The 16,917-nt window shown below is 67.2% G+C and carries 10 protein-coding genes; 7 read left to right on the top strand and 3 right to left on the bottom strand.

Going from position 1 to position 16,917, the window contains the following annotated elements:
* Positions 1-36 precede the first annotated feature (36 nt).
* From ACFWM7_RS10125 to ACFWM7_RS10100, 6 genes are all read left to right on the top strand, one after another.
* Complete coding sequence (locus ACFWM7_RS10125) at positions 37-771, top strand: DNA-processing protein DprA (RefSeq protein WP_383257508.1); 735 nt, start codon at positions 37-39, stop codon at positions 769-771.
* A gap of 70 nt (positions 772-841) precedes the next feature.
* Complete coding sequence (locus ACFWM7_RS10120; protein ID WP_383257505.1) at positions 842-1,984, top strand: hypothetical protein; 1,143 nt, start codon at positions 842-844, stop codon at positions 1,982-1,984.
* Between the two features lie 279 nt (positions 1,985-2,263).
* On the top strand, positions 2,264-3,217 hold the full coding sequence (locus ACFWM7_RS10115) for a restriction endonuclease (protein ID WP_383257503.1): 954 nt from the start codon (positions 2,264-2,266) through the stop codon (positions 3,215-3,217).
* 205 nt (positions 3,218-3,422) lie between these two features.
* A complete protein-coding gene (locus ACFWM7_RS10110; RefSeq protein ID WP_383257500.1) occupies positions 3,423-4,100 on the top strand; it encodes a hypothetical protein in 678 nt (225 codons plus the stop codon).
* Positions 4,100-6,175, top strand: a complete 2,076-nt coding sequence (locus tag ACFWM7_RS10105) for a hypothetical protein (protein WP_383257497.1) — start codon at positions 4,100-4,102, stop codon at positions 6,173-6,175. The genes ACFWM7_RS10110 and ACFWM7_RS10105 overlap by 1 nt, the downstream gene beginning before the upstream one ends.
* 54 nt (positions 6,176-6,229) lie before the next feature.
* Entirely contained in the window at positions 6,230-8,236 is a 2,007-nt protein-coding gene (locus ACFWM7_RS10100) for a hypothetical protein (protein WP_383257495.1), read from the top strand.
* 108 nt (positions 8,237-8,344) lie between these two features.
* On the opposite strand, the gene ACFWM7_RS10095 is transcribed toward ACFWM7_RS10100, so the two are convergent.
* The gene (locus ACFWM7_RS10095; RefSeq protein ID WP_360580665.1) at positions 8,345-8,977 is read right to left on the bottom strand and encodes a hypothetical protein; all 633 of its coding nucleotides are present in this window, start codon (positions 8,975-8,977) and stop codon (positions 8,345-8,347) included.
* A gap of 787 nt (positions 8,978-9,764) precedes the next feature.
* On the opposite strand from ACFWM7_RS10095, the gene ACFWM7_RS10090 reads away from it, so the two are divergent.
* A complete protein-coding gene (locus tag ACFWM7_RS10090; RefSeq protein ID WP_383257487.1) occupies positions 9,765-12,458 on the top strand; it encodes an NACHT domain-containing protein in 2,694 nt (897 codons plus the stop codon).
* On the opposite strand, the gene ACFWM7_RS10085 is transcribed toward ACFWM7_RS10090, so the two are convergent.
* Complete coding sequence (locus tag ACFWM7_RS10085; protein ID WP_383257481.1) at positions 12,418-15,618, bottom strand: AAA family ATPase; 3,201 nt, start codon at positions 15,616-15,618, stop codon at positions 12,418-12,420. The genes ACFWM7_RS10090 and ACFWM7_RS10085 overlap by 41 nt on opposite strands.
* On the bottom strand, positions 15,615-16,859 hold the full coding sequence (locus ACFWM7_RS10080) for an exonuclease SbcCD subunit D (RefSeq protein WP_383257479.1): 1,245 nt from the start codon (positions 16,857-16,859) through the stop codon (positions 15,615-15,617). Before ACFWM7_RS10080 ends, ACFWM7_RS10085 begins: the two co-directional genes overlap by 4 nt.
* Positions 16,860-16,917 lie beyond the last annotated feature (58 nt).

The following is a 16,917-nucleotide window of genomic DNA, read 5'->3' as shown; positions in this document are numbered from 1 at the left end:
GCCCACCCCCCGGGGGGCCCCTTGGGGTGTTGCGGCGTGGGGCGGGGGGGGGCCCTCTACGAGGGCCCGCACGTCACGGTCGTCGGCACCCGGAACACCACACCCGACGGGGTGCGTGCCACCGAAGCTGCCGTGCGGACTCTGGCCGCCTACCCCATCACGCTCGTGTCCGGCCTCGCCAACGGCATCGACGCGGTCGCGCACCAGGCCGCCCTGCGCGACGGAGTACGCAATGTCGCCTTCCTCGGCCACGGTATCGACGTTGTCTTCCCGGCCGAGACCGCGGACATCCGCACCCGGATCGTGCACACTGGCGGTGCGGTGGCCAGCGAGTACCTGCCCGGCGAGCACTACCGCAAGGCCCAGTTCGTTCAGCGCAACCGCCTCCAGGCAGGCCTCGCGGATATCGTCGTCGCCGCCGAGGGGCAGCGCACCGGTGGTACTGCGCACACCGTGCGCTTCGCCGCCACCTATCAGCGCCCGATCGTTGGCTTCACTTGGCCCGGTGCTGGTGACCTGACCGAACTGATCGAGCCCGAGCCCACCGGCCAGCTCATCGACATCTTCACCACGGCCGGACGTCGCATCTTTGACAATCTGTGCCGCAGCGCTGCCGACTCCTACGGGCACAGCACCTTCGGCCTGAGCCTGGTCGAGCGCCAACTCGGCCGCGAGGCGGAGTTGCGTGCCCTGCCCCCCGAAGACCTCAAGCGGCTGCGGCAGCGCCTGGACGACCTGCTGGGCCAGGAAGATGGTGGTCATGCCCGCTAGAGCAGTCCTTTTCGACTACAAGACTATCCTTCTGAAGCCCGGTACCCCTGCGGCTGCTGAGACGGCTGCGTTGCTGCACAACCTGGTCACCGAGGGCCTGCAGTGGTGCATCCTGTCCACCGACCCGCTCTCGCCCACCCAGAAAGACCTACTCCAGCAACTCGGTTATCCCACGCCCAGCCTGCTGATCGACCAGTCCCACATAACCGGCGGCAAGAGGCGCGGCTCACCGGCCTGGATCGACGCCGTCACCACCGCCCTGCACCTGCGGCGGTTTGAACTGCTGTACGTCGGCTGCACGGCTATGGACTGGCGTACCGCCATCAACTCCGGTGTCATGTACCAGCACGCCGCATGGGCGGGTTCGATACCCAGCGGCACCACCTCGCTCGTAGCTCGCACTCCCAGCGACGTGGACCGGTTCCTGGAGATGTTTCTCTCCGCCGATCCGAGCTGGTCACACCGCGCTGATCAGGGCAACTGGTCGCTGCGCTCGCTGCTGCCGGCCTCCGCGCTGCTGCCCTCGACGTCGCCCGGCCCCACCTTCAGGCTCCAGGACGTCTTCACCTACAAAAAGCCGGTGAAAATCGGAGACGCGGACGCCCGGAGCGTTCTCATGCTGTTCGTCCTCGCCAACGCCTATCTGGAAAACCTCATCCCCGCCAACCCCTACTTCTGCATCTACCCCAGCAGCGCGAGCGGCCAGGTCAGCGAGAGGCTGAAGACCTACCTCGACAAGGCAGCCGCACTGTTCCACGGCTACTACCGCGAGGACCTTCTCGTCCGCGCTGTCGACGCCCCGGACACCAGCCTGGAGCGATGGAAGGCCAGCCAAGGCCAAGCTGCCCAGAACATCTCCATCGCTACGCAGGCCCAAACGGTGCACCTGGGGCCCGGCTACCGCGGCAAGCTCGGCACAAAAACCGTCGTCGTCCTCGACGACTTCACCACCCATGGCATGTCCCTGGAATGGGCGCGCCTGTTGCTGACCGCAGCCGGCGCCCAGCGGATCGTCATGCTCACGGTCGGCAAGTACGGGAGCCGACACACCCGCTACGACCTCAAAGACCCCAGCACCCTGGCGCCCTACCAGCTCAACAGCCTCACAGCCGACAGTTTCACCACGGCATCACTGACACCTGCGCTCGACCTCCAGGCTCAAGATCGCCTCTACCAACGTCTCGCCACCAGCCTGGACTCGTCCAAGGACTGACGACGAAGCCACTAGCCTCACCCATGTCCTCCCGCCCCATTTCGGGTATTCAGCCGCTCGCCGCGTCACGAGGCCGAGGTATCCAAGGGCTCGCACAGCGCACCGCATCCGTCCCCCAGGATGCCTTGTCCCGCAGCATCGCCAGCGGCCTACAGATACCGGGTCCGAGGGGGCGAACAACTGCCGCGGTGACCCACGACGCTCATCACCCCACGTGCGCAGCAAGGACTATCCGCCACGATGAGCGCGCAGCGGCGACGAAGTTGAGAGGATGCCCGGGTGACGAAGCGCATCGAGCAGATCTACGACCAGGCGGTCGCCGAGGAGAAACTGAAGGAGGGAACCAAGTACGAACGCCTGACCGCCATTGTCTTCAAGATCCTCGACGACGGTGGCCTCGTGGTCCACGACATGAAGCTGAGCGGTGACGGCAAGGAAGCGTCCCACCAGATCGACGTCAGCGCCAGCTACCACCATTTGCAGCGGCGCGTCTTGGTGGAATGCAAGGACTACGCCAGCGAAAGCGTCGGTATCGACGTCATCCGGGATTTCAACGGCGCTCTGATCCAGCTCCAGCCAGCCCAGGGCATCGTAGTAACGACCACGCAGTTCACGTCTGGGGCACGCGCGTACGCCCGAGATGAAGGCATCGCCCTGGTGCAGTTGCGCCCTTTCACCAACCACGACTGGAACGGGCGGGTCAGAGCCGTCCGTATCGCGGCCACCGCATACACCTTGGGTGAGCCACACACCACCTGGGAAGCCACCGGCAAGGTCAGCCTGGCGCCTGACGGAGCAGACGACAGCACCGGCAGAGTTTCCATGCATGACGTCGCCTACTACGACGCGTCGGGAACAAGGCTGGGACCACTGCATGCGCTCCTGGGCCCCTGGCAGGCCGAACTGTCCAGTACACCGGCGGACGGCTCCACGGACACGATCACAGGGCACCACCAACTCGACCATCCGGTCTGGTTGAGACAAGGGCATCACCTTGTCGAGGTCACCGGTTTCGCCTGGAGCGTTCCCATCGTGTCCACCGATTTCGGCCTTGAGGTCACCGCTGGCCGGATCGCTGATCTCATCGCACACGCAGTCCAACTGCCCACCACTATGACTCTGACGCAATCCCTGGCCATGGCCCTCAGACCATCCGGCACCGTGATCTTTCATGACCAGCTCGCGAGCTGGATTGTGGACGACGGCGTCATCACGTCACGGCCGCCGGTCTGACCACGCGCAACTGACCAGACCAAGAGACCAACCGTCCTGCAAAGACCGGCACGAGAACCACGCAGGCACCGCCGGCGAACGGGGCAAGCCGGGGAACAGTAAACTTCACGTCCTCGATACACCCCTGCAGGGGGAGCGACGGGCCGGATCTCACACTGGCGTGTGATGTCCGTTGGACACCGCGCACAGCGACACAGTTGGCTAAGTGGCCATGGAAACAGCCGGACCACGGCGAGCCAGCCGGTGGCAGAACGCTGTACGGCTACTTCTCCTGATCGCCACCGCAGCCGAACCAGCCCTCATGAATGCCCGCGCGCCTGCAGACGCGGTCGGATGGGTTCGCACCCAGGTACTCCTGCAAAAACTCGACTTCTGGGTGCGCTGCCCCGACTTCCTGGCCTGGGAGCTGCTGACCGAGTTCGAGACCTACCCCGACGACCCGGCCCTCTGGCGCCTCGCCCAGGACATCCTGTCCTCGGACGAGCCTGATGTGCGCCGTTACCCGATGCTCCGTCACCGCTTCGGCGCTTTCGAGCACATGGACGAGGCGCTGGGCATGCTGATCGAAAGGAGCATGGTGGCCAAGCGGCACACCCCGCGAGGTGATCAGGTAGGCCAGCACGACTACTACCTGCGCAAACGAGGCCAGCAGGTCGCCGACACGATCGTGCGCGAGGAACCCCATCTGTACTGGTACGTCGACCGCACAAGAACAGTGGTGGGCCTCGTCAAAGGACTAGGGCCGAGCGCCGTCAAGACTCGCCAGTACCTGCAGCGCGACTACGCCGACACCCCCATCGGCTCCTACATCGACTCCATCGCCGACCAAGCACGTGAGCGCCTAGAGCAGCTGCGCCCGCCCGGCGCGGTAGGGAGCCGGTGATGGAGCAGCAACAGCTCTTCTTCGCGGACCAGCCGGTGGATCTGACCGCCAATGTGCCCGCGCCTCGTCAGCAGCAGTGGGCAGCAGCGCTGGCCGCAGGAGTACCGGCCCCCGGTGAAATCATCACCGCAGCAGCCGAATGCACCGGACGCAGCAACGAAGAGGTAGAGGCTGTTCTGAAAGGGACGGGAGTGCAGCTGTCCAGTCCGCTGGCCGCAAGCAGGCACTTGCACCTGGCGCGGGTAAGCGTCGACGGTGTCAAGCCCGGCGGTGAAGTCCTCACCTGGCAACAGGATTTCACTGCTGGGGTGTGGGCAATCACGCACCCGGCCAACAACGTCGGGAAAACCAGCTGCCTGGAGTTCGCGGTCTGGCCGTTACGCGGCGCCCCCCGCCAGCTGCCCGAAGACGTTCGTACCTGGATCCACCGCATCGAAGCAGATGTCAGTACCGGACACCGAGCACTGCGGATCGTGCTGGACACCGCCGATTCACGCCGACCCCGCTGCACCATCCGAGCCTGCGCCACCCCAGAGGAACTCGACGACCTGCCTGACAACACCCAGCACCTGCTCGGCACTGCGACCGGCCAGGCCGAGATCACCGCGCTCATCGACGCGGTGATGCGCGGTGACTTGGGACTGGAACACACCATGGTGTGGGGCGAAAGCGCCGGGCATGACGGCGAGGGAGCAGCCCATACGCACGGCTGGGCGTCCTACTTCGGCGCCCTCTACCTCAACCTGGGCGGAGCCAACCTGCTCTTCGGCGACGTCGCCACTCCAGGCCTTCCCGGACAACTGCTAGAGCTATTCATCGACGTGCCCTACACCGCCACCCTCTCCCGTGTCGAAGTGGCCATCAGACAGCGGGAGAAGCAGGACCGCCTGGCGCGGCGGCGGGCTGAAGACACTGCCCGGACACGCAGTAACGAGCGCGCACAGTGGGGGAGGGAACTGCGCACGCAGCGGCGAGCCGCCGCCGAACTCCGCCGCCAGGACCCCTTCACCGAGCTCGCTGCCCGACGGGACAAGCAGCAAGAAGCAACCCAGGCATGGAAGGCCGCCATCCGGCAGATCGACCGCGCCACCGAGGCCGCAGAGCTGGCCAAGAACGCACGGCTCCACGCCAAGAAGTGTCACCTGGACGCAGTGGAGACCCACAGAGCCCAGCAGATTATGGGCTTGGCGGAGATCGACTGCTGCGGCCGCTGCCAGCGCGACCTGGGGCCCGACCGCAAGAAGAATGAGCTGACCGACGGCATTTGCCGCTCCTGTACCCGCCCACTACCCGAAGCAGACAACGCCGACCCCCGCGCTGTAGTAGCCGAACTGGCTGACCTCGCCCGACAGCTCGCCAGCGCCGAAGAGGATGAGAAGCAGGTCAGTAATGCCCTCGCTCAGGCCCGGCGCAACGAGTTCCGTACCCGGCAAGCCCACCTCAAAGCCAGCCAACTCGTACAGCAGACCGCCAGCGCCTCTCAGATCCACACTCAACTGAGCCAGACAGAGAAAGCGATCGCATCGCTAGAAGGCAAGCTGGAGGCAACGGGCCCCCAGCCCGCCACCAGCGAGCGTCACACCCCCGACGCCGCCATCCTGCAGTCCATCCACACACAACTGCTCCAATGCGTCGAACGCTCCGGCAGCGCCCTGTTCGCCGAGCTCGACCACGAGATCCGAGACCTCGCTGCACGCTTCGGCGTGGCCAACCTGAACGCCGTCGAACTGCACCGAACCGGGCGCATCACCGCCATCAAGGCAGGGGTGAGAATGCCCTTCAGCAAGCTTCCCCCAGGTGACCGGCTACGCATGCGGCTCGCTACCGTCATCGCGCTCCTGCGCGTCGGCAGCCGACGCGGCACGATCGGCCATCCCGGCCTGCTGCTCGTCGACTCCATCGGAACCGCGGAGACCACCATCGACGACGGACGCCGACTGGTCCATGAACTCCACGCAGTGGCCCAGGAGATGACCCGACTGCAGATCGTCCTGACCACCGCCCAGCCCGCCATGGTCGACGGCATCCTACCCACAGAGAGGATCATCACCTCTCCTCACTCCCACCTCTTCTAGCGCCATCGCCCTCTAACATCGCCCGCCCGAGCCACCCTTTCGAAGGAAGACACCGTGTCGGCCGTAGAACACGCTCTTGCTTCGTGGAGTCGCACAGCCACCGACAATCAACTAGAGAACGGACCCACCCTGGACGACCTCGGCGGCCCGGGTGCCGTCGCCGCCGAAGCCGCCCGCCTGGCCGGCGGGCCCCTCCTGGGCATTCTGGCCACAGCCACCGCACACTCGCTCACCACCCACCCCGGGCGCACTTTCACCCCGATCACCCAGGCCCTTCAGCACGGGCTCGCCCACCCCCACAGCGCCTGGACCTTGGCTGAATGCCTCGACACGCTCTGCAACCACGCCGCCCTGCTGCAGTCCATGGAACCCAAACACCTCAGTCGCCTTCTCGCCGGTCACGCAGAATCCGCTCTCAGGGCACAGGCCAGCCCTCACATCGCCCGCCCCGCACTGGCAGGACTGCTCCACCTGGTCATCACCGGCCGCTGTAACCCCCGCCAGCTCTTGCTGATCCTGACCGACCTGGACGCCACGGAACCCTCGGACGCCCTGGAAATGCTGCCGGTGCTCCTCGGCGTCGCCCACAGCCACTTCGGCGACCCGGACTTGCTGACATCCCTGACCCGGATCGAGAACCACGCATCCCTACCTGCCCCACTGCGCGCCGACGCGTGCTTCGAGCTCGCTCTTGCCCAGATCAAGAAGGCTGCCGGAGCCGTCGACGGCCCCCAGGCCCAAGCCTGTCTCGACCAGGCTGCCCTGCGTCTGCACCACGTGATCGAACAGTCGGAAGCCCGACCCGACGCCAGGGCCTGGCTAGCCGCCACCCAGGCAGTCCTCGCTTTCACCCCCACCAGCCCCCACCAGCTCGACACCGCCCTCGACCACCTGCAGCACGCCACCGCCCACCACCAGGCATGGACCGCCCGCCTCGGCGACCTCCCCTGGCTCGCCGCACGCGGCATCGCCCAAGCCGCCTGGCTCCGGCTGACTACCCGCCTCCATCGCGCCGCAGCCCACCTCGCCGAGCCCAGCTGGTACGAAGCCGCACGTACCCTCGCCGACGTCCTCGACATCTACAGCGCCAGCCGCGCCGTACACACCTCCGGCCCGACCTCCGGTCTGCACGCCCTCATCCATCCCACCGTCGTGGACGCCTTCACCCGAAATACCGGCCTGCTCCACCACCTGCGCCAAGCCATCGAGCACGACTTCACCCACCACCCCGACGCCATTGCCCTCCGCCAGGCTGCAGAGGAAAGCATCAACAGCTTCGGAGCCCCCAGCCCCAACCCTTCACCACCCAGCCTCGAGCAGGACAACCCACTGCCCGGCTACCCCCAGCTACACGACATGCTCACGAGCGCGAACCCCGACCCGCTTCTCTTCGACAGCCTCGAACGCAGCCTCATCCAGCGCCGGCAGGCCTCCGCCCGTCACGAAAGCCATCTCTTCGACAAACATCTCGAAACCCTGCTCAGCCGGCTCAAGCAGCATCCTGCCTTCACCCATCCCACCGACGGCTACCTGTCCGGACTAGTCGAGCACTTCTTGAAGTTCCTTTACCTGCGCTTCGACGCCACGCCCAACCTGTACGGCGACAGCACTGCCTACCTCGGACCACCCCCACCAGGCCACCCCACGCGGTTCTGGACCGAAAAAGCGCTGCAGGACGACTACCATCGCGACCTCGTCGCAGCCTTTCCGCACGGCACCATCCACCGCGAACAGCCCGACCGCGGTGGCGGACGCAGCGACCTGGAGTACGAACCTCAGCCCGGCATGCGCTTTCCCATTGAGATCAAACGTCGCACCACCCCCTTCACACACAACGACGTCCAGACCGCCTATCTCGCTCAGACTGCCACCTACACCGCAACCAGCGTGCCCTTCGCCCTGCTCCTCGTCGGCGACCACAGCGGACACAGCAGCGGCTCCTCCCATGTCCAAGACCGCGTATGGACAACCCTGCATGCCCGCAGTCCCACCGAGCTTCCCCGCCTCATCGTCATCGGGGTGCTGCCCATCGGCAGGGCCACGCCCTCCCACACCCGGTAATCCCCGCCCGGGAGAGGACATAGGCCCTGACCTAATCTGTCGACCGCCAGCCTTGCGCTGAGGGTGTTCTTTCGGCTCGCAGCCGGGCCGAAAGAACACCCTCCGGTCCTACTCGCCCCGCTGCTTCAGCGGGATGGGGGCGTCGAAGACGTCGACGACGGACTCCGAGGTTCCGCTGCCTTCGAAGTCGACGTCGTAGCGGCTGTGCAGCAGCGTATGGATCCTCACCCACCTGTCTTGATCCGTTGCGTCCGCTGCCACCTGGAGCGCGCCGCGAACAGGGCCTGCACTACCGGCGTTCTGCCTGCTCGTCCAGGTCTGCGCGAGCTTCACCCCCTTTGGGATGGCCCAGGTGCGCGGCTCGGCGCTGGCCGGTACGGAAACCTCGTCGTTGAGCAGGCGGATGACCCACCCGACGCCCCCGTCGCGTTGCCGCTCATTCGACATGCGGATACCGAGCCCGATCATGTACGCCCCCTCGAGGTACTCCTCGAGTTCCTCGTCGATCTGTCCGAAGAACACAGCCTCGCGAACGACCTCGACCGGCCCGCACTCGGTGAAGGCCCCCATGACCGGAGCGCACTTGTCCTTGAGGTACTGCTGCACAGCCATGCGCACCGCCTTGGGCACCCGGTCAAGCACGTCTCCAAGGGCACTGTCGTCCCGGTCGTACAGAAAGCAGTTCAGTGCACTGACCATTTCCGCCGTCAAGTGGAGATCACCGGCTCCCAGCGTGGTCACGGCCTCCAGCTCGACCCCAGGCCCCCTTACCAGGGCAAACACCCTGCTCCGGCCAGGGCTCGTGTGCGCGATGAACGAATGAATCATTTCCTGTCTCACATCACATCTCAGGAGCGGTTGCCGACACGAAAACGCGCCTGGGCCGCAGAAGAATGAAGGAACCCGTCAACCGACGTGTCGCACGAGTTACTGGCTCGTCTGCATAGGTTTGGAGGTGAGTCGCTGTCAGACCCGGCGCTTCAGCACGGGATCCGCATGGCCGTCGGCAGCCTATCCAGGCGGCATCAGCGGGGGCAAGACGCACCTGCCACCTCCCAGGCCCGCCGCTCCGAGTTAGCGACGGTGACCCCTTCGACACGGCTCTGCCGGTGCTCTCTGCGCCACCGCGACGCTCCGAGCACTCAGCTCGCCCAGTGGCACACGGCGAGAGCCGGTGTTCGAGGTACCGCCCGGACCGGCTGACCAGAGCGGAGCGAGACACCTCGGCGACAGGGCAGCCGCTGGCAAGCGCGAGGACGAGCGGGGAGGCCACACCGGGTGCTGATAGGCATCGGCCACCCGCGTCAGTTCGATCTGCCGCAGGAAGCTGTTCGCATTGAGGAGCAGTGACTCGCCGACGAGGTCCCACGGCCGATAATCGATCCTGTTTGCTGCCTGGTAGCCGTCCTGGAGGCGCCGGGCCTCTCCGGCATCGTCTGGCCGTGGTCCGGCTTAGCATCAGCGCGAAGAAGGAGTCGGTCCTGGGCGAAGCCGGGGGAGGCACCCGGTTCCGGGAGGGATGCGGTTCATGCGGACAGCGAAGCGCGGCGCGCTCGGCGGGGCGAGCAACGAAGCGGGCGCCAGCCACCGGGCCGGACTGGCGGCGCTACTCGCCGTGTACGGGCTGTTGGAGGAGCCGGTCCCGTGGCTGCGCTCCGATGCGCCTCCGGTTTTGCTGCGGATGGAGGCCGATCTCCACGTCGACGACGTAGTGGTCGACTTCCGCGATGGCACGCGTGTCTTCATACAGGCGAAACTCAGTGCCGGGCGCAGGGCGTTCGAGGACACGGTTGACCAGTGGTGCCGTGCTGTCGCCTCCGGTGAGTGCAAGCCGGGTGACGAGTTGCTTCTCGTTGTCGCCCGGACCACGGCGACCTATCAGAGCCTGGCTGATGCCCTGGTGTCCCGACGCGACGGTGCCTCCCCGACTGCGGCCGCAGCCGGCCACCTTCAGCAGCTGCGGCGACTGGCCGCCGGGCACGGTCTCGACGCCTCGGGTACACAACGCCTTCTGGACGCAGCCGCGATCCGCGTCGTGGACGCCCGGGACAACAACCCCGGAGAGGCGCTGGGCACCGCGTGCCTGAACGCTGCCGTCGTCCTGGCGGGACACGGGCAGGCTGCCTTCCGCGCTATGCGCGCCGCAGCCCGCACCCAGGCCGAGCAGCGTTCCTCCTCCGACCAGGGCATCTGGCGGAGTTGGCTCACAGACGCCCACCTGCCGCTCACCGCCGACGCCTCCGGTTCTGCCGCAGCCCGGCTGGAAGCCGGGGAGCAGGCCATCAAGCGCTACCGCGCGCAATGGGCGCAGACGCAGGACGTCCTGCCTCTCGCCGATCTCGGGCTGGGACTCACGTCGATGACCGTGCCGGGCATGACGAAAAACCTTCGCGCAACACCCCCCGGTAGCGAGAACAAGGACGACAAGCTTGTCGACGCGGTACGCCGCCAGGGGCGGCTGTTCCTGGTGGGGCGCCCGGGTGCGGGAAAGACCGTGGCGTCCCGGCTGATCGCAGCGCGCTGGGCTGCGAACGACCGTGCCCCCGTCCCGGTATGGCTGCGCCTCCGCGACCTCATCCCGCGCCTGCCCGCCACCGGCCCCTACAGGCTGGAGGTCCGCGACCTCATCGATGCCGCGCTCGGCGACGCCCAGCCTCTGCTGACCGAAGCGCTGCTAGCCCGCGTCGAACAGGGCCAGGCCCTCCTGATCCTGGATGCGCTCGACGAGACCCTGGGGCACCGGGATCCGGTCGTCGAGGCCGTCACCGACCTCATCGGCCGGCTACCTGCGGACTTGGACATCCTGGTCACCTCCCGGCACTCCTGCCTCCACTCTGCCGGGCTCCTACGGCTGCCCGTATACCGGATGCAGGACCCCTGGCACCTGACCGACACCCTCGACCGGCTCCTGCTCGCCGTGGCCGAGCAGCTGGGTGATGAAGCAGCGGACGTCGGGTGGAAGGCGGAACGCAGAGCGCGTATCGCACACTCCCGGCACGCCGAACCCGACCTGTGGCGTATCCCGCTGATGGCCACACTGATGGTGCTGCTCATCGCCCAGCGGCCGGTGCGAGCTGTCCCCTCGGGACGCGCCGGCCTGCTGCAGGAGGTGATCGACAGCAGCGTCCGCCAGTGGGAGATGCGCCGAACCACCCTGACCGTGCCGGACACCGCCCCCGAACTGACCGCAGATGTCCTCTTCGACTGCTTTGACGACATCGCCCGGCTGGTGGCCGCACACGGCAGCGCCCCATGGCAACACGCCCATAGTGCGGTCAGTGACCGGCTCCAGCAGCACTGGGGCAAGGCAGCCGGTACAGCCGCTGCCGCCGCACGGCACATCCTGGAGCACTGGGATGCCACCGCAGGGGTATTCATCTCCGACATCCCCCAGGGCACCCTCACCGCCCGCACCCGCCTGTTCGCCGAGATCGGGGAGGCACGCTGGGCCGTCCGGAACTCAGCAGCCCTGAGCCAGTGGATGGATCAGGCTGCCGTCGAACGGCCGGAGTCCGCGCGGCTGGCCGCGAGCCTGTCCCCGCTGGCCGCCGATGCCCTCATCAACCTCGCCCTCGACCAGGGCGATGGAATGCTCGATCTGGTCCACGCCGCGATCAAGGACGGAGCCGTTTTTCCAGAGGCGGCCCTGCACACCTACCGGCAGGCCCAGCTGGACCGCCTGACCACCTTCCCCGACCGCCATCCGCCCGCGTCCTCTGAATACGTCATCGATCTGAGCGTGGGAAAATCCCCGCGCGCCGAGTTCATCATCCGTCTGGCCAGCGAGGACCTCGACACCTCACAGAGCGAACAGCTCTGTGCCGCCGCGGCCGCGATGAGCCCCCGGCTGGAAGCCGTCGTCACTGCCCTGTGCCTAGAGCAGCAGGCCCAACGCAACGGCAGAGAATTCACGTGCTTTCGGCTGCGGGCCTGTCCGCAGCGTCCTGCCCGGTGCGCGCGTACTGGTCGCTCACGCGGGCGGGACGCTTCGTCGTGGCCCGTGGTGATCCAGTCCAGGCGGGCGCCGACGAGCAGGAGAGTCTGCTGTGCCGGATGTCCGCTGTGGCCGCAGGCGAAGGCGTTGAGGTGCAGGCCGGTCGCAGGTGTCCGCAGTGTCCGGCAGAGTCTTTTGAGGCCGGACCGGCCCGTCCTGCTGGATGGTGTGTGGGGCCCGGTGTGGCTCAGTTGTGTTCCAGCAAGCGTTGGATCCCGTTGCGAATGATTTCGTCACGTTCCTGCGGCGTGAGCCAGGAAGTGGTGGAGCCCTGGGGGGTCTTGGCGACGAGCAGGACGTCGCCCACTGCTTCGGCCACGGGATACAGATGGCTGATGACGGTGACTGTCTTGTTCCCGGTCACCCCGCTTTTCAGGACGGCGAGGGCGTCGTCCAGCCGTTCCCTGTCCAGGGAGGCGAACCCTTCGTCCAGGAACAGACTTTCCAGGTGGCTGCCGCCGCTGTTACGGAGCTCGACGAGCGCCAGCGCCAGCGCGAGGGACGCCTGGAAGGTCTCCCCGCCGGAGAGGGTCTCCGGCGGGCGCGGGAGGTTCGTGGAGAGGTCGACGATCTGGAATTTGTCGGTGAACGCATAGGCGTCTGCGGAAATCCGCTGGAGGATCTTGCTGCCGTGTGCGAGCAGGGACCGGGTGCGCTGGTCGGTGAGGTACTTGAGGAATTTCCCGTCGGTCAGCTTGTCGCGCACGCTCTGCCACGCGGTGACCTGGTGTTCCGCGGCTGCGAGGGCGGTGGTCAGTTTGTCGTAGTAGGGAATCTGGGACTGTGCGGTGCGCAGGACAGCCTTGGCTGTGTCGTGCGCGGCTTCCGCTTGGATCGTGTTGCGACTGAGCGGGTAGAGCACTCCGGGGTCGAGCGGGTCGCTGTTATCCGGCACCAGGAAGCCGGGGGCGGAGTCGGTTTCGTCGGCGGTGGCGCCGGCCTCGCCGGCCAGCTTCGCCGCGAATTCGCTGATCTCGGCCCCGGCCTGCAACGCGGCCTGGTCCAGCGCACCGGCCAGGCGTTGCCCCAACGGAGATAGGGCCAGGGCGTAGGCGTCGACAGCGGCGAGGTCGCTCCCGTCCGGGACAGGCGGCAGCTCGGCGGACGGCTCGTCGCCGAGAAGGTTGGCGGCCTCGGTGGTTGCGTCCGCCCACCGTTCCAGGTGTTTGATGAGGTTGCGTGCGGGGGTCTCGATCGTGCGTCGGCGGCGCGCTTCGAGGGCCTGCCGCTCCTTGTCGTGTACAGCGAGGGCCTGCCGGGCTGCGTCGCGGTCCTGGGTCGTCTGATCGAGCTCGGCAAGGCGGCGGCTGGCAGCGTCGTGCGAGGAGGCGACATCCTGCGGGCAGGGGAGTTGCCGCTCGGAGGCCTGTGCGGGGCGAGCCGATGCGGGGAGTCCTGCGATCTCCGTCAGCAACGCCTGATGATCCTTCTCGTACTGCAGTTGGGTCTTGTCCAGTCGCTTGCGTTCGCGCTGCAAGCGGGCGCGCTGGCGTTTGAGATCGGCCTGGGCCGCCTCGCTCTCGGCCTGCGCCGTGGCCAGCTCGGTGTGGGCGCTCGTGTGGGCCGCGAGAATCTCTCCTTCCGCGTCCCGCATCGGCTGCAGGAGCTCCTTGACCGCACGGGTGACCTGGGCCCGGCCCACGGGATCGCCCTCGGCAAGGGCATGCGCCTGCACGGCGGTCTGCCGGTGCAGCCTGCCCAAGGCCGCGGCCGTGGCTTGCGCGGTTGCCGGGGGCGCTGTGTCCACCAGTTCCTGCACCTGGCCCAGAGCTGCGGCCAGGCTCTCGAGGGCGGTCAGGTGTCCGCGGCGGTGCTTGTCGGCCTTTTCCTCAGCCCCCTTCAGATGGGCGGCTGCTTCCGCCTTCGCGTCCACCGCCGCGTTGACGGCCTTTACGCGCGGGGTGACCTTGCCCTTGGCTCGAGCAAGTGCCTTGCTGTCCGGCAATGGTGGGGGAGTGAAGTCGCTCGGGACGGGCCGGGCGCACACCGTGCAGGCATCGCCGGGCGCCAGATCGGCACCTGCCGCATGGGCCGCATCCCCGCGCTTCAGTGCCGCAACAGCGTCCTGGGACGCTGTCAGAGCGTCCCGCCGCTGTTGCAGCTCGTTCTCCAAGTCGGCGCTCTTGCCGCGGAGTTCCTCCACAGCTTCGAGCGCCGTGCGCTGTGCCTGGAGATGTCCGGCCGCGCCCTGCGCCTCCTGCAGTGCCGAGCGCACGGCTTCTTGGACCTGGTCGGCATGCGTGCGGGCTTCGCTCACGGTATGCGCGGCCTGCTCGGCCCTCTCCGAAAGAGCCGCGAGGAGCTGTTTGCGCTCGGTGACTTCCTGCCGTGCCTGCGTGTGCTCTTGCTCGTGCTCATCGTGCTGAAGCTGTTCCTGCTTCAGTCGTTCTGCCACGGTGTCCAGGCCGGCTGCACGGCCCGGCAGCTGGGACAGCACGGCCAGCGCGCCGGACAGGGCCCGGACGGTGTCACCGGCCTTTGCGGCGGTGTCGAGGACGCCCTGCGAGGTGTCCAGAGCCTTGCTCAGGCCGTTCCCGTCCTCCTTGAGGGCGGTCGCTTCGGCATCGAGCTCCTTCTCCGCCCGCGCCAGTGCGGCCATCTTGATACCTGCATCCGCAACAGCGCGCTCACGCAGCATGTGCGAGGCCTTGTCCAGGTCGGCTTTGCGGCGCTTGTGGCCGATGGCCCGGTCCTGGGCCTTGCGCAGGGCATCCAGCCGCTCGCGCCGGCGGGCAGCCGTGCCACGGGTACGCTCCACGTCCTGCGACGCCTGGGTTGCTGCGGCATGGGGGTCCGGCAAGAGGCGATTGCGTTCCCGCAAAGCCTCGGTGATCTGCGTGTTCAAGCGCTCCAGCCGGGTGCTGGCCAGTGTGCGTACGCGTTCGAGTTCGTTAATGCCGAAGACGTGGCGCAGGATGTCTGCACGGACGGCACCGGGCGCTTTGAGGAGGGCGTCGAACTCGCCCTGGCGCAGCAGGACGGTGCTGACGAAGCCGTCCCGGTCAAGCCCGATGATCCGAGTGACCGCCTTCGTCACCGCTTCCTTGTTGTCGTACCGCAGCCCGTCGGGATTCTCGTCCAAGGGCTTGAGCATCGCCCGCGGCCTGGTGCTGTTCGCATGCTGTGAACGACGCACGACCCACGCACGCCCGTTCACCGAAAACTCGAACGTCACGTGCATGCTGGGACACCCCTCGCTGATGAGGTCCCGGCTGCTCTTCGACCACGAGCAGGTCCCGTACAGGGCAAAGACGATTGCCTCGAGGATGGTGGACTTGCCCGCGCCGGTAGCCCCCAAGATGGCGACGAGGCGTTTGTTGGTGAAATCGATGGTGTGCTCGCCGGGGTAGCTGCGCACTCCGGTGAAGGTGAGTCGCAAAGGCCTCACGATGCCTCCGTCCAGGTATCGCTCAGCGCGATGCGGAGCTGTTCCTCAACTGGGGTCAGCGACGGCGTCTCGTCGTCGATCTCGTTGAGCAGCTGGGTGAACGCGGACACGGTGGGAGCGGCAGCAGCACTGCTCATCCCCTCGCGCTCCAGGTAGGCGCGGAATGCGTCGGGAAGATCCGGCTCGTCGGCAGGGACCTCGTCGAGAGCCGCATCGGCAGCCTCCCCCCGCGCTCGAACCGGCCCCACTAGGATCGCCTTGGGGACGATCTCGGAGACTTCCCGGGTGAGGAGCGTGCCGGGCTCCTCACCGGTGATGTCCGCCTTGAGGAAGGTCCCGTCGTACTGGGCGGACGCAGCCTTCAACTCCTCCAGGGTTCCGGTGAAGTTGGCCAGTCGGCGTCCGCTGGACAGGCGTCGGGGCGTTGGCTTCGCCTGGCGTCCGGGATCGGCGTCGACGATCACGACGCTCTTGGCGTCGTTGGCCTCGCCGAAGTCCATGGGTAGCGGGCTGCCGGCGTAGTGGGCGGCGGACGCAAGGCCCGGCGGCACCGGACCCGGACGGTGGATGTGCCCGAGGGCGACGTACGAGACCTCTGGAAGATCCGCGGCGGGGACCTCGAAGGCCTCGTGCACGGCCCGCTCGCTCGGAGAGCGCGTGGTGCCGGCGATGTACACGTGGGCCGCGAACAGCAGGACGTCCCGGTCGGGGTCGTAACCCTCGCGCAAAGCCTCCATCAGCTCTGCCTGCAGGCCGCGCATCCCCTCGGCGTAGTCGGCGGGCGTCATGCCGGAGGTGGAGGAGGCTGGCCAGAACCGGTTCGGATGCACGAACGGCATGGCCGCCAGCCGAATGCGCTGCTTGCCGCCGCAGGCGTCGAAGGAAAAAACGGTCTCGCGCGCCGAGCGGACCCGGTCGACGAAGAACAGGCCCTTGCCCCGGGAGGGACCGCTCACGAGGTTCAGGAACTCGAAGTACCCGGGGGAGTCGTGGTTGCCGGCCACAACCACAGTGGGGGCGACATCGCAGAGTTCGTACAGCGCACACATGGCACGCAACAAATCCAGGACGGTGGGACGGGAGGTGTGGAACAGGTCGCCGCTGTGGACGATCAGGTCCGGCCGGCTCTCCCGGGCGATGTCCACGATCTCGGCCAGGACGGCGTCGAAGTCCTCTTCGCGCGTATGCCCGTACAGAGAGTGGCCCAAGTGCCAGTCGGAGGTGTGGAGCAGTCTGCTCATGCCTTCATGCGCCCTTCCGAAGGGAGGCGTAGGAGGGCACCAGTGGTGCCTTACGGGC

It is taken from the genome of Streptomyces sp. NPDC058375, assembly GCF_042723425.1.
Lineage (GTDB): Bacteria > Actinomycetota > Actinomycetes > Streptomycetales > Streptomycetaceae > Streptomyces > Streptomyces durocortorensis.
The sequence above is the reverse complement of the archived record's forward strand: the minus strand, read 5'-3'. Positions and strand labels throughout refer to the sequence as shown.